General features: G+C 66.6%; 17 protein-coding genes. 9 read left to right on the forward strand and 8 right to left on the reverse strand.

The features are described from left to right. Positions 1-39 precede the first annotated feature (39 nt). Positions 40-1,272, forward strand: a complete 1,233-nt coding sequence (locus QF819_07755; protein ID MDP6803053.1) for a CCA tRNA nucleotidyltransferase — start codon at positions 40-42, stop codon at positions 1,270-1,272. 35 nt (positions 1,273-1,307) lie between these two features. On the opposite strand, the gene QF819_07760 is transcribed toward QF819_07755, so the two are convergent. From QF819_07760 to moaC, 6 genes are all read right to left on the reverse strand, one after another. Continuing rightward, the gene (locus QF819_07760; GenBank protein ID MDP6803054.1) at positions 1,308-1,754 is read right to left on the reverse strand and encodes an HTH domain-containing protein; all 447 of its coding nucleotides are present in this window, start codon (positions 1,752-1,754) and stop codon (positions 1,308-1,310) included. A 327-nt stretch (positions 1,755-2,081) separates the two neighbouring features. Next, the gene (locus tag QF819_07765) at positions 2,082-4,862 is read right to left on the reverse strand and encodes a hypothetical protein (GenBank protein ID MDP6803055.1); all 2,781 of its coding nucleotides are present in this window, start codon (positions 4,860-4,862) and stop codon (positions 2,082-2,084) included. Continuing rightward, on the reverse strand, positions 4,859-7,099 hold the full coding sequence (locus tag QF819_07770; protein MDP6803056.1) for a VWA domain-containing protein: 2,241 nt from the start codon (positions 7,097-7,099) through the stop codon (positions 4,859-4,861). Before QF819_07770 ends, QF819_07765 begins: the two co-directional genes overlap by 4 nt. After that, entirely contained in the window at positions 7,096-7,875 is a 780-nt protein-coding gene (locus QF819_07775) for an NAD-dependent deacylase (GenBank protein MDP6803057.1), read from the reverse strand. The genes QF819_07770 and QF819_07775 overlap by 4 nt, the downstream gene beginning before the upstream one ends. Continuing rightward, positions 7,872-8,363 (reverse strand): MogA/MoaB family molybdenum cofactor biosynthesis protein, encoded by a 492-nt coding sequence (locus tag QF819_07780; GenBank protein MDP6803058.1) that lies wholly within the window; start codon positions 8,361-8,363, stop codon positions 7,872-7,874. Before QF819_07780 ends, QF819_07775 begins: the two co-directional genes overlap by 4 nt. An 11-nt stretch (positions 8,364-8,374) precedes the next feature. After that, positions 8,375-8,857, reverse strand: coding sequence for a cyclic pyranopterin monophosphate synthase MoaC (gene moaC, locus QF819_07785; GenBank protein ID MDP6803059.1), 483 nt, complete (start codon positions 8,855-8,857; stop codon positions 8,375-8,377). A gap of 497 nt (positions 8,858-9,354) precedes the next feature. On the opposite strand from moaC, the gene QF819_07790 reads away from it, so the two are divergent. From QF819_07790 to QF819_07805, 4 genes are read left to right on the forward strand one after another with little or no spacing between them, the layout of a single operon-like run. After that, positions 9,355-11,862 carry a hypothetical protein gene (locus QF819_07790; GenBank protein MDP6803060.1) on the forward strand — a complete coding sequence of 836 codons (2,508 nt, stop codon included), beginning with the start codon at positions 9,355-9,357 and terminating at the stop codon, positions 11,860-11,862. Then, complete coding sequence (locus QF819_07795; GenBank protein ID MDP6803061.1) at positions 11,859-13,286, forward strand: glycosyltransferase family 2 protein; 1,428 nt, start codon at positions 11,859-11,861, stop codon at positions 13,284-13,286. The genes QF819_07790 and QF819_07795 overlap by 4 nt, the downstream gene beginning before the upstream one ends. A 45-nt stretch (positions 13,287-13,331) precedes the next feature. Continuing rightward, the gene (locus QF819_07800) at positions 13,332-14,402 is read left to right on the forward strand and encodes a glycoside hydrolase family 18 protein (GenBank protein ID MDP6803062.1); all 1,071 of its coding nucleotides are present in this window, start codon (positions 13,332-13,334) and stop codon (positions 14,400-14,402) included. A 38-nt stretch (positions 14,403-14,440) separates the two neighbouring features. Beyond that, positions 14,441-16,138, forward strand: coding sequence for a TolC family protein (locus QF819_07805; GenBank protein ID MDP6803063.1), 1,698 nt, complete (start codon positions 14,441-14,443; stop codon positions 16,136-16,138). 30 nt (positions 16,139-16,168) lie between these two features. On the opposite strand, the gene QF819_07810 is transcribed toward QF819_07805, so the two are convergent. Then, positions 16,169-16,372 carry a twin-arginine translocase TatA/TatE family subunit gene (locus QF819_07810; GenBank protein ID MDP6803064.1) on the reverse strand — a complete coding sequence of 68 codons (204 nt, stop codon included), beginning with the start codon at positions 16,370-16,372 and terminating at the stop codon, positions 16,169-16,171. 263 nt (positions 16,373-16,635) lie between these two features. On the opposite strand from QF819_07810, the gene QF819_07815 reads away from it, so the two are divergent. The 4 genes from QF819_07815 (at position 16,636) to QF819_07830 (ending at position 20,144) form a co-directional block, all read left to right on the forward strand. Then, on the forward strand, positions 16,636-17,550 hold the full coding sequence (locus QF819_07815; protein MDP6803065.1) for a hypothetical protein: 915 nt from the start codon (positions 16,636-16,638) through the stop codon (positions 17,548-17,550). Beyond that, the gene (locus tag QF819_07820) at positions 17,547-18,632 is read left to right on the forward strand and encodes a hypothetical protein (protein ID MDP6803066.1); all 1,086 of its coding nucleotides are present in this window, start codon (positions 17,547-17,549) and stop codon (positions 18,630-18,632) included. Before QF819_07815 ends, QF819_07820 begins: the two co-directional genes overlap by 4 nt. A gap of 124 nt (positions 18,633-18,756) precedes the next feature. Beyond that, positions 18,757-19,218 carry a polymer-forming cytoskeletal protein gene (locus QF819_07825; GenBank protein MDP6803067.1) on the forward strand — a complete coding sequence of 154 codons (462 nt, stop codon included), beginning with the start codon at positions 18,757-18,759 and terminating at the stop codon, positions 19,216-19,218. A gap of 23 nt (positions 19,219-19,241) precedes the next feature. After that, the gene (locus QF819_07830; GenBank protein ID MDP6803068.1) at positions 19,242-20,144 is read left to right on the forward strand and encodes a diacylglycerol kinase family lipid kinase; all 903 of its coding nucleotides are present in this window, start codon (positions 19,242-19,244) and stop codon (positions 20,142-20,144) included. Here the strand turns inward: QF819_07830 and QF819_07835 are convergent. Further along, a partial coding sequence (locus tag QF819_07835) for a CRTAC1 family protein (protein ID MDP6803069.1) occupies positions 20,141-21,500 on the reverse strand: 1,360 nt, incomplete at its 5' end. The two genes, QF819_07830 and QF819_07835, sit on opposite strands and share 4 nt — an antisense overlap.

Below are 21,500 nucleotides of genomic sequence, written 5' to 3' on the forward strand. Positions count from 1 at the left end.
TCAGGGGCCGGCCACCGGGCGTTGATCGCGGGGGGAGCCGTGCGCGACCTTCTCCTCGGCAGGCCGCCGCACGATGTGGATATCGCCACCTCGGCCCGCCCGGAGGAAGTCTCCGCGCTCTTCCCGGACTCCCGGGAAGTCGGCGCCGCATTCGGGGTGGTGCTGGTGACGCACCGGGGCGAGTGCGTGGAAGTGGCCACCTTCCGCAGCGAAGGACCCTACCTCGACGGGCGACACCCCAGTTCCGTGCATTTCACCGACGAGCGCGAAGATGCCCTCCGCAGGGACTTCACCGTGAACGGCCTTTTCCTGGACCCGGAGACGGACGAGGTGCTCGATTTCGTCGGCGGAAGGGAGGATCTCGAAGCCGGAATGCTGCGTGCCATCGGCGACCCCGCCACGCGCTTTCGCGAAGACCACCTCCGTATGCTCCGCGCGATTCGCTTCGCGGCGCAACTCGGCTTTGCGATCGACCCGGAAACCCGCGCGGCCATCCGGGACATGGCGCCCCGGTCAGAACGCGTCGCCCCCGAGCGAACGCGCGACGAACTTACGCGCATGCTCGTCGGCCCCGCCCCCGGGAAGGCTCTGCGCCTTCTCCACGAGACCGGGCTTCTCCGCGTGCTCCTGCCCGAAGTCGCCGCGATGGACGGCGTGGAGCAACCGCCGGAGTTCCACCCGGAGGGCGATGTCCTCACGCACACGCTCCTCTTGTTCGAGCACATGGACTCGCCGTCGGTGGAACTGGCCTTCGCCGCGCTCTTTCACGATATCGGCAAGCCGCCGACCATGCAGCACGGGCCTGATCGGATTCGCTTCCCGCGACATGCCCGCGTCGGGTCGCAGATGACCGATGCCCTGTGCCGCCGCCTCCGCTTCTCCAATGCCTCGCGGGAGACGATCGTGGACCTGGTCGACCAGCACATGAAGTTCGCCGATGTTCGGAAGATGCGGGAGTCCACGCTCAAGCGCTTCCTCCGGACCCCGGGATTCAGGGACCACCTGGAGCTCCACCGCGTGGACTGCCTCTCCAGCCACCGGGACATGGACCACTGGGAGTACATTCGCGATCGACTTGCCGAACTGCCGGTGGAGGATCTTCGGCCCGCTCCGCTTGTGACCGGAAACGACCTCATGGATCTGGGGTACGACCCGGGACCGGATCTCGGGGCGGAACTTCGGAAACTGGAGGACCTCCAACTGGAGGGGAAGATCCGGACGCGCGAAGACGCACTGGAACGCGCCCGAAAGGACCTCGGGGGCGGCGACTGACCGCTCCGTGTGGTCGATAGCCGCTGGGGGCCGAACTACCGCCGCCGCGCCGAAGCCTTCAACGCGTACATGCCCGCCTCGGTTTTCTTGAACCGGCCATCGCGCGTGAGCGTGACGGCCACCGTGGACAGCAGGTTCTGGCTCCGCGTGCGGTAGAGATCCCGCTCCACAAGTTGCCGCGAGAGTTCCTTGTAGTGCATGGGTTTGGTGCGGCGCTCCATCACCTTGACGATGGCGTCGCCCAGCGTGATGTCGTTCAGCCGTCGGGCGTTCGACTTCCGCGCTTTCGACAGCGGGCCGCGACCGTCCTTCGCCTTGTCCAGCTGACGCTCCAGCTTCTTCAGTTCGAACTTCAGGTCACGCTGCTGAATCAGAAGGGCGTTGAGCCGTTTCTCCTCGGCGGCGCGGCGCTTCGCAACCAGTCGCTGGAGCACCTTGAAGTCCGCATTCTCAATAATCTCCGCAAGCTTCTTGTCGTTCATCAATCCTCTCCGAGATGCATGGGGCACTGTCCCGAACCAGACTTCGGGGCCCGGGGGTCATTGGCAATAGTGCTTACAACTCCATTACGCCAGTCCACACTCTATGTGAACACACTCCCGCCAGAATGCAAGGGGCCACACCCATTTCTGTACAGGGCACATTCCGGCCACTTCCCGGCAGGATGAGAGAGGTTACGCGAATCTTTCTATTCGTGCCACCAGGAATCCGGAGGCCCGAGACGCGCTCGCCGGAGAGCGCCCGGAAGGCCGGAGCGCAAGGAGTGCCCCCCCTCCGGAGCACACGCAACCGCGCCCGGAAGGCCGAAGTCAGCGGTCCTGAATGCCGCTTGCGGGAGCCTGTTGAAGCGCGTCGCGGGCGGCCGTCAGTTCCGGATCCAGCGCGAGGGCCGCGCGGAAGGCGGCCCGGGCGACCGGTTCATCACCCGCGGAGCGCGCCACCAGCCCCCGGCGATATCGGAGAGAGGCATCGTCGGGCCGCCGGGCGAGGGCCGCGTCCAGGAGTTTCGCCGCCTGCGGGAGGACCCCCGCGCGAAAAGCCGCGTGTGCCTCCGCCGCCCACGACCGGACCGCCGCCCCCTCCAGAGAGGTCTCAGCCCGCTCAGCGCGCCACCCCCCCCGGTCCGCCACGCCCGATGCCGCCACCAGAAGTGCCGCCACGCCAAGCGCCACCCACCGGCCACGGGGAGCGGAGGCGGAGTCGTCGGGAATCGGGAGACCCGGGAGCCGCCCGGGGAATCCACGCGCCAGGAGAAGCGCCAGGAGAAGCGCCGCCACCACGGAGATTCCGGCACCCCACGGAAGCGTTCGCGGGAGGTGCCGGACGGAGACCCCCCCCCCGCTCTCCGGCGCGGGAAACGCCAGAAAGAGTCCATCCGCGCGGAACGCCGGAACCGGATCGCCAGCGGCGTCTTCCACGCGCCAACCCGGATCCCACGACTCGGCGAGCACGACCATCCCACCACTTCCCGCCGGCACTTCCACCTCCCACCGACCCGGGCCCGTCTCTCGCGCGGCAAGCGGGCGATCCGTTCCTTTTCCGGCGGACTCCGGGGGCAGGCCGGGTGGCGGTGCCTCCAGAAGGACCGCCGTGCGCGGGTCGTGATCCGCCGACCGCACGCGCTGCAGCACATCCTCGCGCGACCGCGTTGTCCAGGAGGTCGCCAGCCGGACGCGGGGCAGCGGATCCCGATTGCGCGACACCCAAAGCCCCCCCGGCGTCTCTACCGGTTCCCACCCCTCCCCCGCGATCGGCGACCCGCTGGAGATCACCGCATCGAGCGCGAGAAGGTCCGCCTGCGCTTCGCTGAGGTCGGGCCGGGGCGTGGCGCCCGGCGCAGTGGGCGTTCCCATCCACTCCAGCCACTGCCGGGGGATGAGCGAAGTGAAGCCCTCGCCGGAGTCCACGCCATAGAGCAGTTGCGAGTTCGGCGGAAGGCCCCATGCGCCCGTCGCGTATTCGCTCTCGTGCCCGTCCCATCCCGGCGTGAAGAGATCCGCGCGCGGCATCCCGGCGGCGCGCTCCCAGTACTCCGCCACCCCTTGACGGAACACGCGCGGACGGGGCGCGGTCCGGGGAAGCGCCGACACCACGGGCGGCGCGGCGCGGATTGCGGCCGGGTCGATCACGGGATTGAACGAACCCCCCCAGGCGAACAGATCCACCAGCAGCACTCCCGCGGGAAGCCACCCGGCCCACGCGCTCGGCCGCTTCCGCAGAGCCAGCGGCACCAGAGATGCCAGTGCAAGCCCCACGAAACCGACCATTCGCATGGCGGAGTGATCGGCCGCCACGGCGATTTCCGCGACACGCCCGGCCCACTGTCGACCTGTCGCGAGAAGCGCGGAGTCCGGGGCGCGAGCGGGGGCACCTTCGACCCAGGCGAATCCGGCCAGCGCCACCACAATCAGTGCCCCGACCCCCAGCGCGCGCCGCCGCCGCGCGGGGGACGCCTCCCGAAGAAGTGCGTCCAGACCCAGTCCCGCCAGCACCGCCAGACAGAGAGTGAACGGCAGGGCGAACCTCCCGGGGAGTCGCGTCGAGCGGAAGAGGGGCAGATACGACAGGAGATCGTAGGCGGGCGTGAACTTCCCCAGCATCAGCACGAACGACGCGGCCAGCCCCCCCGCGAACAGCCCCGCCAACCGTCCGCGCACCAGGACGAGCGCCGCCCCGGCCAGCGCAAGCGTCCCAATCCCCGCATAGGCGGCCGTTTCCGCAAAGTGACTCCAGTCCCGCCCCGCGAAGAAGGTGCCGTCCACCGGTGTGCCGCCTGCATCCGGGTTCACCAGCCCCGCGATGCTCCACGGCGGGAACGACCCAAAGGTGAGGAACGCCCGATCCACCCCGTCCCCGCGTGCGGTCTGCGGCAGAAAGTCCGCCGTCGGCAGCACCTGCACCGCGGCGACCGCCGCGCCCAGACAGACCGCCCCCGTCAGAACCGCGCCCCCCCCGAGAAGCGGCGCAAGCGCCCCCCGGGACACCACCAGCAGGGCAAGCCCCAGAAGAAGGAGCGTCTGGAGCGTCGCGTACGGATGCGCGCCCAGGAGCAGGCACGCCACGGCCCCCGCCAGAAGTGCGGCCGAACGCCCGTTCCCCCGCCACGCATCCAACGCGAAGCGGAGCGCCCACGGCATCCAGGCCGCCCCGGTCAGCAGGTTGAAGTGAACGACATGCGTCACAAGGAAGCCCGAGAACTGAAACGCGACCCCCGCCACGGCCGCCCCGGCACGCCCCGCACCGAGTCGCCGCAGAAGGAGATAGACCCCCAGACCGGCGAACGCAAAGTGCAGCACGACACTCCACCCGAAAGCGACCGTCGCGGGCAGCGTGCTGAACAGAAGGAAGGTCGGCGGGTAGAGCGGCCCGGTCTGCGTCTCCGCGAAGAGCGGAAAACCGCTCAGCATTCCCGGGCACCAGGTGGCGAAGTGCCCCTGCCCCAGTTGCGCAAACCACCACGCCCGGAAGGTCAGGTTCTGGAGCCAGGTGTCGTAGTGAAAGAACGCGCCCGCACCCGAAGACGCCTCCGGGAAGAACGCAACGGCAAGCCCCGCAAACGCCAGCGCCGCCACCGCTCCTTCCCGTCTCATGGCAGCCCCCTTCGCTTTCGGATTCCCCACTCCAGCCCGAGCAGGCCGACCAGCACCGCAAACAGCACCGGGCTTTCCCGGAACGGCAGCTCGCGAATGGTACGCTCCACGACCGGTGTCACATTCACCAGCGACGGAATCCGGCTCGCCTCCGTCAGCGGAATGAACGCGCCGCCGCTCGCGCGCGCGACCTCGCGCAGAAGTTCGGGGTCGGGCCCGGGATTCACAAGTTCCAGACGGAACGGCGTGACGGTCATTTCCGCTTCATCGGTCCCCAGCGTCACCTCACCAAGCCGCGCCCGACTCTCGATCACATAATCCCCCGGGGGAAGTCCGGTGGTCGACACATGGTAACGGCCGTTGCCCTGATCCACGAGGGCAACCTCCCGCGATCGAGAACCCGCCCCGCCCACCGGCCCGCGAATGGTAGAACGCACATCCGCACCGGCGACCGGGCGGAAATCGTCGTCGAACACGCGACCCTCCAGCACCACTTCTTCGGCCCCGTCGAACAGGTTCTTCGCGGGGCGCACGGACACCTGCCGGAGATCATCCCGGGCCACGAGCCACCTCACACCCCGCGACACGAGCCGCCGAAAGGAGTCTCCCGGTCGACCCAGCCCCCACGAAGCCAGATCCCACTTCCAGTACGGCGCTCCGCAGAGAAGAAGAACGCGGCCTCCCGCAGTTCGCCCCGCGACGATGAGCGGGAGCTCGCGGCGGGCGACCCCGTCCACCTCGCCGCGCACGAGAACGCGGCCACCCGGATGCACCGCGTCGAACACCGGCGCGGAGGCAATCGGCGGCAACCCGCTCCAGCGGCGTTCATTGCCTGCCGGGTCGGGAAGAAGCTGTGTCACGGGGTGCGTCGCCCCGGACGGGGTCAGCCTGGGGAAGATCTGCCCTTCCCACGCGCGAAGCCGCGGCCCCGTGTCCACCGGAAGCAACTCGACCAGCGCGGTACCCTTCAGGTCGAACGCTTCAGGCGGGCCGGCCAGCGCCAGCGCCCCCCCGCGTTCCTCCACAAACCGCCGGAGCATCCGGAACTCCCGGGCGGAGAGGTCGTCCCGGCGCACATCCGCCAGCACCACCAGGTCAAGCTGCGCCAGATCCCGGTCTTCGGCGGGAAATGCGGCCGCGTCTCCACCCCACACGCCCCCCAGTTCCCGCAGCGAGAGAATGATCGTGTCCACGGAAAGGGACACATCCGCCTCCAGTGCACGCTTCAGGAAAGTGGTGTCGAAGCCGGGACGCCCGGCCACCAGAAGGACGCGGATCTTCTCGGCAAGAACCCGGACGGCAAACGGATGCTCGTTATTCTCCGTGGAGATTTCGGCGGCCTGCTCCGGGGTCCACACTCGATACCGGTGCAACCCCTCCCGATGCGGCTCGTAGTGCAGTTTGACCTCCGTCAACGCGCCGCCCTCGGGAATGCCCACCCGCACCGAGTCCAGCACGACTTCGCCTTCCGACAGAAACACGACCATCTCCCGCGCTTCGCCACCGGTAGACCGAATCCTCGCGGAGATCGGAACGCGATTGTCCAGGTACGCCACCGGCGAAGCTGAAACCCCCGCGATCGACACATCCGCCACGCCGCCGCGGTCTCCGACCCCCACCGCGATCACCGGGACACCCAGCCGCGCAGCCTCTTCCACCGGGTCCGCCCCCGCGGTTCGCACGCCATCACTCACCAGCACCACCGCTGAGAGCGCGTGACGACGCGCTCCCGCCAGTTCCGCCAGCGCGTGCGCCGGGTCCGTCCGGTCAAGCGAAGGGGTGACGGCCGCCGGGAGATCGTCAGGGTCCGCCGGGACGACTTCTCCCCCGAAGCGCAGAAGCTCCACGCGCCCCATTCCGCGAAGGTCGCGAATCGGACCCGCCAGTGCTTCCGCCACACGATCGGCACGCGTGGGGGGGGGCGTCGGGGATGCCCCCTCCTCCTCCGCGCGCGGGAACGGAAGCGACATCGACGCCGACGCATCGAGAAGCACCACAATCCCGGGCGGAACCTCCCGGCGAGTCTCCCGGGAAAGCACGGGCGCCAGAAGCAGGAGGACAATCAGAACGAGTGACGCCGCCCGCAGGCTGCCGAGCAAGAGTGCCGTCGGTGGCGAAACCTCCGGCTCGGGACGCCGGTAAAGCCGGAACGCAAGAACCCCCAGCAACAGAGCCAGCCCCCCAAGTACAGGGGTCCACGGCTCCAGGAAATCCAGAGATCCGCCGGGGAGGCTCACGGAGACTTCGGCCCGGCGTCGCCCCGTGCCCGCGTGACGGCCTCCACCAGTTCAGGCAACAGGACGGCGGACGGCCCGCGAAGAGACACATCCATCTCCGCAGTGAGTTCACTGCGTGTGGGATTGATCTCGATGGTGAAGGCTCCCGCTTCCCGCGCAAGACCGGGAATCCCGGCAGCGGGCCAGACCACGCCGGAGGTTCCGATCACCAGCATCACCTCGCACGCCTCGGCGGCAGCCAGGGCATCGCGCACGGCGTCCTCCGGAAGCGCCTCGCGAAACCAGACAACCTCCGGCCGCAGCATCCCCCCGCAGTCGCACAGGGGCGGAACCTGCGGCGATGGATACGGAAACGGATCCTCCACGCGCCCACACCCGGCCGCGCATCGCGCTCGCCAGAGGCTCCCGTGCAGTTCAATCACTCGCGTCGACCCCGCGGAAGCGTGCAGCCCGTCGATGTTCTGTGTGATCACGGGGACTTCGCCCAGGAGCTTCTCCAGTCTTGGCAGGGCCGCATGCCCGGCATTGGGTTCGACGGAACCCATCCTCTTCCGGCGCTCCTCATAGAATCTCCAGACAAGAACGGGGTCACGGTGGAACGCCTCCGGCGTCGCAACCTCTTCAATGGAGTGCCCTTCCCAGAGACCGTCCGCGCCGCGAAATGTGGGGACGCCGCTCTCCGCGGAGACCCCCGCTCCGGTGAAGGCCGCCACGGACTTCGCATCCGCAAGCGCGCGGACAGCTCGCGCGAATCCGTCCACAAAGGGGCCACTCACGGCGAGGGATGCTCCTTCGTGTCCTCCACAAGCACTCGTACCGCGTGCGGGAGGACGGGGGCCAGCGCGGCAAAGACCTCCACGACAGCCCGGGGGCTCCCGGGAAGATTCACGATCAGCGAAGACCCCCGGGTTCCCGCCACCCCACGGGACAGCACGGCAAACGGGGTCTTCTCTCGTGACACGCGGCGCGCTTCTTCCGCGAGTCCCGGCGCCTCACGGTCCAGGACCAATCGCGTGGCCTCCGGGGTGATGTCCCGAGGTCCGAGGCCTGTCCCGCCCGTGGTCAGAACCAGCGGCACGCGCGCTTCGTCGGCCAGGCGGCGCAATACGGCCACCAGTTCGGTGGCCTCGTCCGGCACGATTTCCGCGGAGATCACTTCCCAGTCGCCCGCTTCCAGCGCCGCTCGAAGGGCCGGACCGCTCGCGTCCTCGCGCTCGCCGCTCGCCGCCCGGTCGCTGACCGTAACCACCGCCGCCCGCATCACGCCATCGGCCGTCATCCGGCGTTCGCCTTCCAGTCTCCGGACCGCCCGCCCCGCTTCTCCAACAGGCGGACCCCTGTGATTCGCAGGTCCCGGTCCACCGCCTTCAGCATGTCCCACGCCGCGAGAAGCCCCGCCGAGACCGCGGCCAGTGCCTCCATTTCGATCCCCGTCCGTGCTGTAGCCGTGACGGTCGCCGTCACGCGCACCCGCCCTTCGGCAGGATCCGGCTCAACAGACACCTGCACGAAGTCGATGGGTAACGGATGGCAAAGCGGAATGAGTTCGGACGCGCGTTTGGCCCCCGCAATGCCCGCCAGCTGGACAACCGGACCGAAGTCCCCTTTCGGGAGGGAACCCGTGGTCACAAGATGGAGCGTCTCGGTGGAAGCCTCCAGACAGCCCTCTGCGACCGCCGTCCGCCGGGACACCTCCTTCTCCGAGACATCCACCATGCGGGAGCGACCCTGTCGATCCAGATGGGACAGTTCCTTCACCACTCATTCCTCCCATGGTTCAGGGAACGCGTTCGGGACTGAAAACGCCAGAATCCTCCGCCCGTTCCGCCAATGCAACCCCCAATCCCGGGATTTCCTGACCGAAGTTCCACAGAAGATTGAAGAGTGCCCCCGTTCCTGCCGAAGAGTAGTCGGGAAGCCGCGCGAAACCCGCGAGGCCACGGAAGCAAGACCCGAACGGAGGCAAGGCCGGACGAAGTGCCACAATCCCCGAACAGTCCAGCGGATTCACCGGGGAGAGCGCGGCAGGCATCAGAAGCCACCGCGAAGCGCGACGAATCACCACCGGCGACCAACATCGCCAGACGAGGGAGGACGAATCAACTTGTTTGATACCAGCAAGTTTCTCCCGTTCAGATGTCGCGGTGTGCTAGTATTACTGTCCGACTGTGGCGGAAGGGCTGAAGGTTTCAAGGAGCACGGGGGCCGAGTTGCACCTGATGCGTGCCTGATTGCAGACGCAAGGCGGGAGTACCATGCTGAATAACCTGAATCTGGCCACCGGTTCTCCCTTGGGCGGTGGGTCCACCAGTCTCTTGACCGTGGTCGTCGTCGGGGCCATTTCAGGGATCATTCTGTTCGCGTTGAGTTACGCCCTCCGTGTCATTCTTTCGCGGCGCGGCAAGGCCCGCGACCTCGACCAGGAGTCCGCGCCCGGCCGGGCCCCACTGACGGCCCTCATCTGGGTTTGTCTCCTCATCGCCGTGGTGGGAATCGTCCACGAAACATCGGGGAGGCGAGTCCTCGACTCCCAGGGGCTTCTCTTCGGCGACAACCTCTTCTCCGTGATGCCGCGGCCCGGCTATATGCCGATGTTCCCCGACCATCGTTCGAGAGTCCATGAGGGCGACGCGCTGGTCACCTTCTACCGGAAGGAGCAAGAGGAGGAAGTCGCCTCCTACGGCCGACGGCGGGAGATCCTGCAGGAAGAGTACGACCTGATCCAGTCGCACCCGCTGGAGATCGACCCGAGCGTCCTGCGAGCGCACGAGAGAGCCCGCGGCGCCATTGTGAAGCTGGAGCAACAGGAGCGCAATCTTCTCGAAGAGCGGGACGCCATGGTCCGTGACGCCCCGCGCCAGAAGCTCGACAACGACTCCCGGCGAAACCGGATCGACCTGACGCTGAGCCAGATTCAGCACGAGGTCGAGCAGGCCCGCGTCTTCCTCGCGACGGCTCGCAAGGGATACGACTCCGCGGAGAACCTCTACAAGGACGGATTGGTCTCCCAGCGGGAACTGGACCTCCGGAACGAAACGCTGGAGATCTCCAAGAGCCGCCTGGAGCAGCTTCTGGAGAGACAGCAGATGCTGGAGGACGAGCGCGGCGAGGTGAACCGGCTTCTCGTGGCGTCGGAGGACACCTATGACGAGTTGCTGGACAGTCGGCAGCAGTATCTGTTTGAGGTCCGGGACAGTCTGGAGTCGGCCCGGGGGAACTTCGTGGGGGCGGAAGACGCCCTGACCGAGGACAAGGGCCGTGCGCGCTCCATTCGCGACAAGCGACTCCGGCAGATCGCCATCCAGATCGAGGAGTGCGACGCATTCCTGGGCGAGCCCGGCAAGACCATCGCCGTGGACGCTCCCTGGGATGCGCTCGTCGGCTTCCGCACTACTTCTCCCGCCAGCCACATGAATGATGGGTCACCGCTTCTGGTTCTCTACCAGCCGGAGCAGATCTGGGTCCGCCTTCATGTCACCGCGTCTCAGGCGCAGTCGATGGTCGGCGGGGACATGAAGATCGCGCTCCATGCGTTGACCAGCGAAACGATGAACAAGGTGTTCTACGGGACCATCCTGGAGGCCACCCCGCTTCTGAACGAAGTGACGGAACTGAGGATTGCGTGCGACCCGCCGGAGGCCGCCATTCGCGAGGTCGCCACCGGTGGAACGGTCCCCGTGAGCGTGAATGTCCGCCGGACTTCGACGAACTTCGGATGGCCGCTCGGGCTTGCGCTGGGCGCACTGGTAGCCCTGCCCGTGACCGGGATCGCCCGTCGGCGTCGGCGTGGCGACAATGGCGCCGGACCGGTCGCCATGACCCCTCCCACCGAGCCGACTCCGCCCGCACCCGCCCCGCCCGCGTTCACGCCCCCCGTGCCGCCGGCCCCCGCGCCTGCCGCCCCGGAGACCATGACCGTGGCGCCTCCCGTGCCGACGCCGCCCACGCCGCCCGTGCAGCAGGCCCCGGAGACCATGGCCGTAACGCCGACCGCACCGCCCGCGCCGGTGGCCCAGGCCCCTCCCGGGAGCGGCTTCCAGGGCGAACTGGCCGAACCGGGCCACGACGAGTTCGTCGAGTTCGACCCGACCCGCGGAACGACGGTATCCGGAGAGATCGTGCGCGAGCATATTCCTGCCCCACCCCCTCCCGCACTACCCACGGCGGGCTACTTCGCCACGCCGATTCCCGCGGAACCCGCAACCACTCCGGAGTCCTTCATGAACCCGGTCTTCGAGGAGGCTCCGACGGCGGGCGCGGCTGCCGCCCAGCCGATTCCACAGCCGGTCGAGATCCCGGTCGAGGAAGCGCCTGCACCGCAGACTCCTGTGGCCGAACCCCCCTCCCCCGAGTTGTCGGATCTTGGGGTTCACCTGAAGGAGAGCATCGCGGACGGAAGCGTCTCAGCGGATGTGGTGCTCACGCTGGATGAAGTCCTTCGCGCCGAGGGCTTCGGGAACATCGCGACGATCGCCATGGGTTTCGGCGCCACCCCGGACGCAAAGGATGTGTCCGACGCGGGTTGCGTCCTGCTCGGGCAGGGGATCGAGAACTCGGTCCATGGTCGCGACACGCTGGAGCGCGCCGTGGGAAGCTGCGCGGCCTATGTGCGGATTCTCCGGATGCTCGGCGATGAGGAACTCCACGGCACGCTGGACCACCTCCGTGGCGGCCTCATGGCTGCGGCTCGCCTTGCGGCCGTTCGACAGGGATGGTCGGGAGAGCGACTCGACAGCCTGCTGGCACCACTGAGTTCCGCATGAGTACGGACACGACCACCGACATCCATGTCCAGCCCGCGGGACGCCGCAGCGCGGAAGGAAGCGGGTCGCCCTTCCCCTTCCTCGCGCTGGGACTGGCGGGCGTGGCCATTCTGCTGAGTGCGCAGATCTACTACTTCATGAAGCTGGATGACATCACGGCGGAACTGACCGGGCCGGGCCGGATCCTCAGCGTGATCTTCGGGTGTTCGTTCCTGATCTTCACCTTCATCTCCGCAACACGCTACAGCATCATGATGGCCTTCGCGTACCTCGGCTGGTCAAAGTCCAAGACCTTTCAGAAGCTCCAGCCCAAAGTGTGGCCGAAGGTTTCGATTCTCGTGCCCGCCTACAACGAAGCGCCACGGATCGAGCGATCGCTCCAGTCGATGCTGGAGCTGGACTACCCGTCGCTGGAGATCGTGGTGGTGGATGACGGGTCCAGTGACGACACATTCAAGATCGCGTCGCAGTTCACCGGCACACACGGGGGCATTCACATTCGTGTGTTGCGGAAGGCGAACGGCGGCAAGTCGAGCGCACTCAATCTGGCCTTCCGGGAATCCTCGGGTGACTTTGTGCTGTGCGTGGATGCGGATTCGCATCTGGACACGGCCGCTGCGCGCAAGCTCATCCGGCCTTTCGCAAACCCGAGAATCGGCGCGGTGGCCGGACAGGTTCGTGTCCGTAACCGGCAGAACCTGATCACGCGTCTCCAGGCTCTTGAGTACACGCTGATGAATGGAATGCCGCGATTCGCGCAGAGCCACTTCAACTCCGTGCTGATTTCGCCCGGGCCGATCTCCATGTTCCGCCGATCCGTCCTGAATCAGGTGGCCGAAAGGTGGGGACGGCGACGACGCGAAGCGGACCGGAGCCCCGGCTATGTCGAAGGGCCGTGGGAGAACGACACCTTCGCCGAGGATGCGGATCTCACGCTGAATGTGCTCATGACCCATCACGGTATCGTGTATGAGCCGGAGGCCATCTCGTTCACGGCCGCGCCTACATGGACCTTCTCGCTTCTGAATCAGCGCTACCGCTGGCTCCGCGGGAATGTCCAGGCGATCAACAAGGTCTGGCACCGCTGGCGGGATACGCCGGGGTCACCCGCGGGGCTTCCCATCTGGATGGGAGTGTTCCTGGTCGAGCAGGCGGTGTGGCCTTTCGTCAACATCTTTGGACTGATCATGTTTGCCGCGCTTCTCGCTTCGGTTGGAACAGCGGGCCCGGTCCTCTACTGGTTTGCGTATCTCCTCCTGATCGATCTGAACGCGGCGGCCTTCAGCGTACGGGTCGAGCGGGAGAGCAAGTCTCTGCTTCTCTTCAGTCCGCTCTTCAGGATGCTCTACAATGTCATCCTGGATGTGAACACACTGATCGCGCTGACCGACGAGTTCCGCGGCAAGCGCATGACCTGGTCCTGACGGGACGCGACACGGCGCGACGAACGGCCCTCCGGGAGTCATCTGTTGAACCGAGTCTCATCGCTTCTCGCACTCGCCTCCCTCACACTCGCCGTGGCGTCGTGCATGATCGCCTCCACCGAAGGAGATGCGGCTCCCGAACCGACACCGGGACCCGCCAGAGTCTTCGGCTATGTGGAGAGCATCTACGGAAACCTCCCCGCGGACTCGCTCGATCTCCGTCCGTTCACCCATCTCATCGAGGCGTTTCTCATTCCGGACGCGACCGGCAATGTCACGCCGACGAACGGCATCCCCAGGCAGGCGATCCTGAATGAGGCCCATGACGCCGACTGCCTGGTGCTCGTGTCGGTCGGGGGAGCAACGGTACCGGCGGCCATCTTCTCGGCCATCGCGGCCCACGCATCGCTCCGCGAACAGTTCGCCGCGAATGTCTGCGCGTTCGCGGAGAACGCCGGATACGACGGCATCGACATCGACTGGGAGTTTCCCGCGGACGGGGAGCGCGCGAGCTATGTGGCACTGGTGCGGGCGTTCCGGGACCGCATCGACGCCGGTTCCTGGCGGACCTTCCACGGAGAGACGCCGCTGCTTGGAATCGGGGTGACCACGGGGAGCCGACTCCGGGGATACGACTTCGCGGCCCTCTCGGAGTGGGTCGATTTCGCGATCTACTTCGGCTACGACTTCCGCAACCCGGCGCTCGGTCCGTGGTCTCACAGCGCGGACTTCTGGCCCGACGGCTATGACCACCCGCTGGAGGCTTCGATTCGCGGAGTCGCATCTGAAATCGTCCGTCTGGGAATGGCACGGGAGAAGCTCATCGTCGGGCTGCCCTTCTACACGAGTACCGGTTTGCCGTGGGCAATGGTGCGTGATCGCGCCGCAGAGTCCGACGCGCCGCTTCACCCTCTCTATCTGGAGAAGTGGATCGATGGCGCATGGGTCACCGATGCCGAAGCATTGGGGGCGAAGGTAAAGGCCGTCCTCGAAAGTGCCGAAATCCACGAAGGAACGGTCGGCGGTGTCGCCATATGGCAACTGGGCCACCAGGGATCCGGGCGAGAACTGACGGAAGCTCTCGCGGCGGCACTGGCCGGAGACGGGGACCGATGAGACGCACCGATTGCGCGCGGCGCAGATGGAGAGAGCAGATGACCGACCGCACACGCACTCAGGGGTCCGCATGGGTCGCAGGCGCTCTGATGCTTGCGGCATGGGCAATCGGGGGCGCAACTCCCGCGCAGGCGCTGGAACCCTACTCACCGTTTCGCGGCAGCACGCCGTCCGTCTTGCGTTCCGCCGACAAGACTCCGGGCGGTTCCGGGCCATCCATTCGCATCGTTCAGGCTCCCGGTGAGGCCGACCGGGGAGCGGGGGGCCAGCACGCGCAGGCGGCTCCGCAGAGGATGTCTCTGACGCTCCGTGACGCCATCGTGCAGGCCATCGCAAATGAACCGTCCCTCGGGGCGGCGTGGATGAATGCGGTCGCCACGGACGCGGAGGTGGGAGTCGCGGATGGCCAGTACGACTACCATGCATTCGGCACGGTCGGATTGGGAGAGGGTGCGTTCTTCGTCGGGCGGTCGCTCCTCATGGTCGGCGCCCGGAAGAAGTTCGAGTACGGAACGACGGTCGAGATCAAGCACGACCTTCAGAAGGCGTCCTTCCTGCGATTCGAGCAAAGGGAAACGGGAACCCTCGATGTGGAGGGCAACCCCGTCTACACCTACGACTATGTGAACGACAACCTCTACCGCCGAATCCTGAGCTTCGGCGTCCGGCAGCCGCTGATGAAGGGGGCCGGGTGGGGCGCGAACCGTTCGATCATGGAGTCGTCCGAGAGTCTCTCCAAGGCGGCCGTGTCCCGCTACCGGTACCTGGCGGAGGAACTGACCTACCGCGTGGAGGCGGCCTACTGGGCGCACTTCGCTGCGCAGGAGCAGGAGACCGTCGCGCGGCTGGCTCTGGAGGCCGCCGAAGAACTCCTGGGCATCGCCCACCGCCAGATGGAAGAGGGCGAGATCAGCAGGATGGATGTGCTGGTGGCCGAGAACGGCGTGGCGACGCGGATCGATGCGGTCATCCTCGCGGGGAAGGATGTCGGGGATACGGGCGACCAGCTCCTCCGGCTGGCCGGGCTCATCGGCGGGATGTCATCGGTGACTCCCGACATCACGCTGGCGGATGCTCCCCGAACGGACCTGGGCAGCCATGTCACCGCACCCGCGCTGCAGGAGATTCTCCAATGGCGCTCCGACCACGCGGAGGTTCGACACCGGATTCGCGCACGGGAGAAGGCGCTCGAAGTAGCCCACGGTGAGGCGGCGGCCCAGGTGGACGCCATCGCCGAGATCAACCACACCGGGATCGGAAACGGGCTGGATCGGGCGGTCACGGTGGAAGAAGGGGCGGCGAACGATGTCACGCTGGAAAACGGCACCGGCTGGTTCGTCGGAGTGGAGTTCGACTATCCCTTCCCGAACAAGACCGGGAACGCGGTGATCGAGCGTGCGGAGGCGTTTCTTGCCGCCGAGAAGAGATCGCTGGAGGGACTGGAGCGCGACATTCTTCTGTCCGTGCGAAATGGAGAGCGCGCCGTGCGGGCCGCCGGGCAGCGCGTGGAGGCGAGCGCAACCGGGGTCATCCTGGCGGAGCAGCAGCTGGAAGGCGGACACAACCGGCTGAAGCTCGGGCACAGCTCCTTCCGGGATGTGCTGCAGTTCGAGCAGGAGCTGACGCTGGCGCGGAGGCGCGAAGTGATCGCGCTGGCGGATCTTCAGATCGCCTGGGCGCAGCTTCAGCTGGCGCGTGGAACGATCCTCCCCCGGCACGGGATCGAGTTCGAATAGAACCGATCTTCTTGTCCGGCGGGAAGCGGACTAGCTGTCGTCGGGAGTATGATCCGTGGTTTCCTGAGCGTTCTTCTCCGCAGACTCCGGCTCCTTCAGTTCTTTCCGAAACAGGCGAATGCCCTGCCCCATCCCCTTCATGAGCGTGGGAATCCGCGTCCCCCCGAACAGAACCAGAACGATAATCCCGACAATGAGGAGTTCCTGCCCCCCCGGCATACCGATCAGCAGCATTCCGGACACCTCCCAGATAGGTGGGTTACGGCACAACGGCTGTCTCCCGCCCACAATCCCCGCAAATGCCGCCCAAGACAAGCGTTGTGTTGGGGAGGATTGGGTACACGCCCGCCCGGGCGCGTCCACTTCCTGAACACCCATTCTGTTCAACATCTTGTCTGGAGGCTTCTCCCGCCCCCTGCCGATTCCTGAAGCAGGTGCCGGACCCCGTCCGGGTGAGGGGCAACCGTGCGACGACCCATCATCGGAAGGAGCTTTCCATGACCAAGAGAACCGGCGGGAGGGTGAGTGGCTTTCTCCTGGTGTTCGGCACGCTGATTCTCGGCGGCTGCACCAATGTCCTCGAATGGACAGTGGATCCGGAGGACTTCGACTCCCACATGGCCAGCGGGCGGCAGGCACTGCGGGACGCCGACTACCCCATGGCCGAGGCGGAGTTCGCGGCGGCGATGGACCAGCGGCCCGAACATTCTGACGCGCGCTACTACCACGCCAAGGCGGCGGTGCTCAACGCGGGAGTCGACATCTTCGAACTCGTGACGACGCTGACCGACTCGACTTCCGCGTCGGGAGACGGCGCGGTGTCTGTCTTCGAGTCCTCGACCGATTTCGCGGACGCCGTTTACCGCGTGAACCGCGTCGTGCTCGACGACCTCGGACCCATCCACGACGGGATGACCACGGACGGAACCATGGGAGCCGGGGATGTCGGCGTGGACCTTGCGGTCGCGTTTACGCTGCGGGGGATCCTGCGCCTTCGCGACACGAATGCGGACGGCTTCATCGACGCGTTCGACATCCCGATCGAGGACTTCGCGCTGGCCGGTGACGACGGGGACTTCTCGCTGGACGGTCTGGAGAATCTCCCGCCGGAGGATCTGAACTCCATGATCGACGATGTGGACGCCCTTCTCGAGGACGGCGGCGACCTGCTGACGGACATCCTCGACGGGACCGGCGTTGATGTGGAGGACCTGGACGGACTGATCGATGACCTGGGCGGGGACCTGTCCGCGTACTACATCAACACCGGCGTTCCCGGGAACTCTGGCGAAGGCGACAACGACGGCGACGGCCTCATCGACGAGGAGTGCCTGAACGGACTGGACGACGACGGCGACGGCGTGGTGGACGAGGACTCGCGGATCATCGGATGCACGGGAGGTGGCGCATGACCCGGAAACAGGCAATGGCGGCAGGACTCCTGGGCGTGTGCCTGGCGTGCGCCGCGCTGAGTCCGGCGCGCGCGCTCGACAACCCGCGCCTCGACGGCATTCGTCCGCTCGGCATGGGGAATGCGTTCCTGGCTGTATGCGACGACCGAAACGCGCTCTACACGAATCCCGCGGGACTGTCCCGCATCGGTGGGCTCGGCATCAGCGGACTTGGGTTCTTGGGCGGCGTGGACGCCGAGTTTCTGTCGCTGGCGGATTTCATCCGGAACAACAGCGATCGCCTCTCCGGAGACACGCCCGTCGACAACGAGTTTCACGAATCGCTCGCGCCCTATGACGACCGGTGGGTGTCCGTGGACGCGAACGCCTACACCGATGTCACGATGCGCGGGTTCGGCGCGGGGGTCTTCACGACCGGCAGCGTGAGCGTGCGGATCGACCGGGGCGTATACGAGCCCCGCGTGTATGCGGAAGTCTCGGACGACCTCGTCGCCGTGGTGGGCGCGGCGCTTCCCGGGAAGTGGCACGGGTTCACGGCGGGCGCCACCGCCAAGGGCATCTGGCGACGAAACTCCAGCCGCGCCCTTCGCGCCACCGAACTCGCGGACTTCGACGCGGCCGAGATCGCTTCCGAGCTGGAGTCTTCCGCGAATGGGTTCGGCATGGACTTCGGCCTCTTGTGGAATCAGCCGAGATCGCGCGTGTCCGCCGCGGCGGTCTTGCGGGATGCTGTCGGCGTCGTCGGTGGCGAGGCGATCGGCGCATCGCTGGACTTCGGGTTGGCCTATCGACCCCTGCGCGGGAGCCTCGGCATTGTGCGGGATATCGTGCTGGCCGCCGACTTCCGCGACGCGATGCGCACGGAGGTCGCGCCCGGCAACCGTCTCGATCTGGGTGCTGAGTTGAAGATTCCGTTCGTGTCCTTCCGGGGCGGCGTGCATCAGGGGTACCCCACCGCCGGGATCGGAGTGCATGCGTTCATCTTCTCCCTCGACTACGCCTTTGCCGGGCGCGAACTCGGCACACACCCCGGCGCCGACGGCCAGTACATGCACTATCTGGAGATGCGGATCGGCGGCTGATCCGACACTCCCGGCGGCTTCCGGGGCGGCGCGGAAACGCGCTTCCCCGGGTCGCTTCCTTGACACTGGCGGGACCGGCCGATAGAGTGGCGCCTCACCCTATTCCCGCTACCCGGGAGGCACCATGATCGGCAAGAAGCCTGCGCCCGAGAGCGCTCCCGAGAGCGTGAAATCGTCCTCGGCCATCGGTGAACGCTCTTTCTTTGAAGGCTCGCTGGATGTTACCGGAAACCTCCGGGTGGACGGCAAGTTCAAGGGGGAACTCCGTGTGTCGGAGGACCTCGTCGTCGGGAAGAACGGCCTTGTGGAAGCGGATGTTCATGCCAAGAACGCGCTCATCACGGGCACTGTTTGCGGAAACCTGAACGCCTCGGAGAAAATCTCCCTCCGAAGCGGGTCGCGCCTTGAAGGTGAAATGGTCACGGCACGGCTCGTGATCGAGGAAGGCGTCACCTTCCAGGGCCGCTGCAATACCGCCCCGGACCAGAAGGCCGCATCGGCCTCTCCCGGCCCGAGGCCCCAGACGCCTGCGGAAGACGCTCGCGCACAGGTCGAGAAGATCGCGCGGGAAGTCGCGGGCTCCTGACGGACTCTCGCGCTGATTCCGGGATGAGCGTCGCCTTCGTGGTCAACCCCGCCGCGGGGCGGGGTGCCTGTGGTGCTCTCGCGGAGACGCTGCCGGGTCTCTTGAAGGCGCGCGGCATGGATGCAGAGGTTCTCCGCACGAACGCCCCGGAAGAAGCCGTTCATCTTGCCCGGGGTGCCGCCCAGGACGGGCGGATCGTGGTCGCCGTCGGAGGAGACGGCACCGCTCACGAAGTGGTGAATGGGATCGCCGGAACCGGCGCGCGGTTCGGACTGATCCCCGCGGGCACCGGCAACGATCTTGCCCAGGCGATGGGCATTCCCGCAGACCCCGCCGCCGCGCTGGATGTTCTCGTTCACGGACGCCACGCCTCTTTCGACCTCGGCCGGTTTGACGATGGGTGGTTCGTCAACAGCCTCGGCCTGGGATTCGAGGCGCAGGTGACCGCGGAAAGCCGGCGCATCCGACGCATTCGTGGGTTCGCCGTCTATCTGGTCGGACTCATCCGCGCGCTGACCCACCTGCACTGCCCCAGACTGGATGTCCGGATCGACGGGGAACGCGTGGAGGAACGAATGCTCCTCGTCTCCATCGGGAACGGGCATCGTGTCGGCGGCGGCTTCCTTCTCACACCGGATGCAGACCCGGCCGACGGGCTTCTCGATGTCTGTCTGGTCCGCGCGATGGGGCGTTCCGGCGTTCTCCGAATGCTCCCGCGCGCGCTGACGGGAAAGCACATGGGCGCGAACGGAGTCCGAATGCTCCGGGCGCGACAAGTCGAGATCACCTCTCCGGACGGCTTCCCGCTCCATGCGGACGGCGAGATCCGCGGGATGTCCCGCAAGCGGCTCTCGGTCTCGGTCCACCCCGGCGCACTGCCAGTGGTCCTCCCCGCGGAGAAGGCGTGTCCCGCGCCTGCACGCTAGAGTTTCTGCCGATCCATCCGATCTTCAAACTCCGTGACGAGATAGAACCGCCCCGCGCGAACATCCGTGAACCGCTGCGTCAAGTCTGACGCGGGCCAGTAGACTTCCACCGCCGCAATCCGATCCGCCGCACCCAGTCCGATCTCCGAACGAATGCTCGACGCGCCGAAACTCCCCGACGGCCAGACCCACTGGTAGATGTCGCGGGTCCGTCCTCCCTCTTCCACCGTGACGCGAATGCGCGACCCGAACCCGTCCCGGTTCGACTGCACGCCGCGCAGAGAGATGGTGATCCACCCGTTCCCGTGCCCCGGGTTTTCGAAGAGGCTGTTGAAGAACGGATCGAACGCATACATCCCGCCGCTTTGCAGGTAGATGTCCTGATCGCCGTCGTTGTCGATGTCTCCGAACGCAATCCCGTGCCCTTTCTGGAGACTGCCCATGCCTGCCGAGAAGGTGACATCCGTGAATGTGCCGTCGCAGTCGTTTCGGTAGAGAACATTCGGCATCACGGCGTCGAAGTCCGGCGTTCCCGTACCCAGATAAAAGTCCGGGAACCCGTCGTTGTCGAGATCGCCGAAGTTCGCGCCCATCGTGAGCGAGTGACGGTGAAGCCCCGCCTCCTTCGCGCGATTTCGAAACACGCCTCCCTCGTTATGGAAGAGCGCGTTCAGACCGAACTCGTCGGAGGGAAACATATAGCTCCTTGCGACCGTGTTGATGTCCCCACCGTATCCGGCCACGAAGAGATCCAGCGCACCGTCATTGTCGTAGTCCCAGAACCAGACGGGAAAGCTGAAGTGCGGTTCGTCCAGACCCATCTCCTCCGCGATGTCCGTGAAAGTGCCGTCTCCGTTGTTCCGATACATCCGGTTCTTGTCGAACTGGTTGGAGACATAGAGGTCGGGGTCGCGGTCTCCGTCGATGTCTCCCCACGCCGCCCCCTTCGCCAGTCGGAGATTCTCCACGCCAGCCGCTTTCGACACATCCGTGAAGGTACCGTCCCCGTCATTACGGAATAGCTGGCACGGATAGTCCACACGGGCCTCCGGAGGGGGCTGCTCGTTCCCGAGAAAGAGATCGAGATCCCCGTCCAGATCGTAGTCGGCAAAGCTCGCGTTCTGGCAGGGGTAGTCGTCCGCAGCCAGTCCGGCGTCCTTTGTGACATCACGGAACCGGCCGTCGCCCAGATTTCGCAGCAGCGAATTCGGATGCCGGCCCCAGGTGCCGAACCAGCCGCCGCGAAGCACCAGGATGTCCCGGCGGCCGTCGCCGTCGTAGTCGGCACACACGAGATTCAGCCCGCCTAGTTGCCCGGTGAGGCCCGACTCTTCCGTGCGGTCTTCGAAGGTTCCG

It is taken from the genome of Gemmatimonadota bacterium, assembly GCA_030747075.1.
In the GTDB taxonomy this organism is placed as follows: domain Bacteria; phylum ARS69; class ARS69; order ARS69; family ARS69; genus ARS69.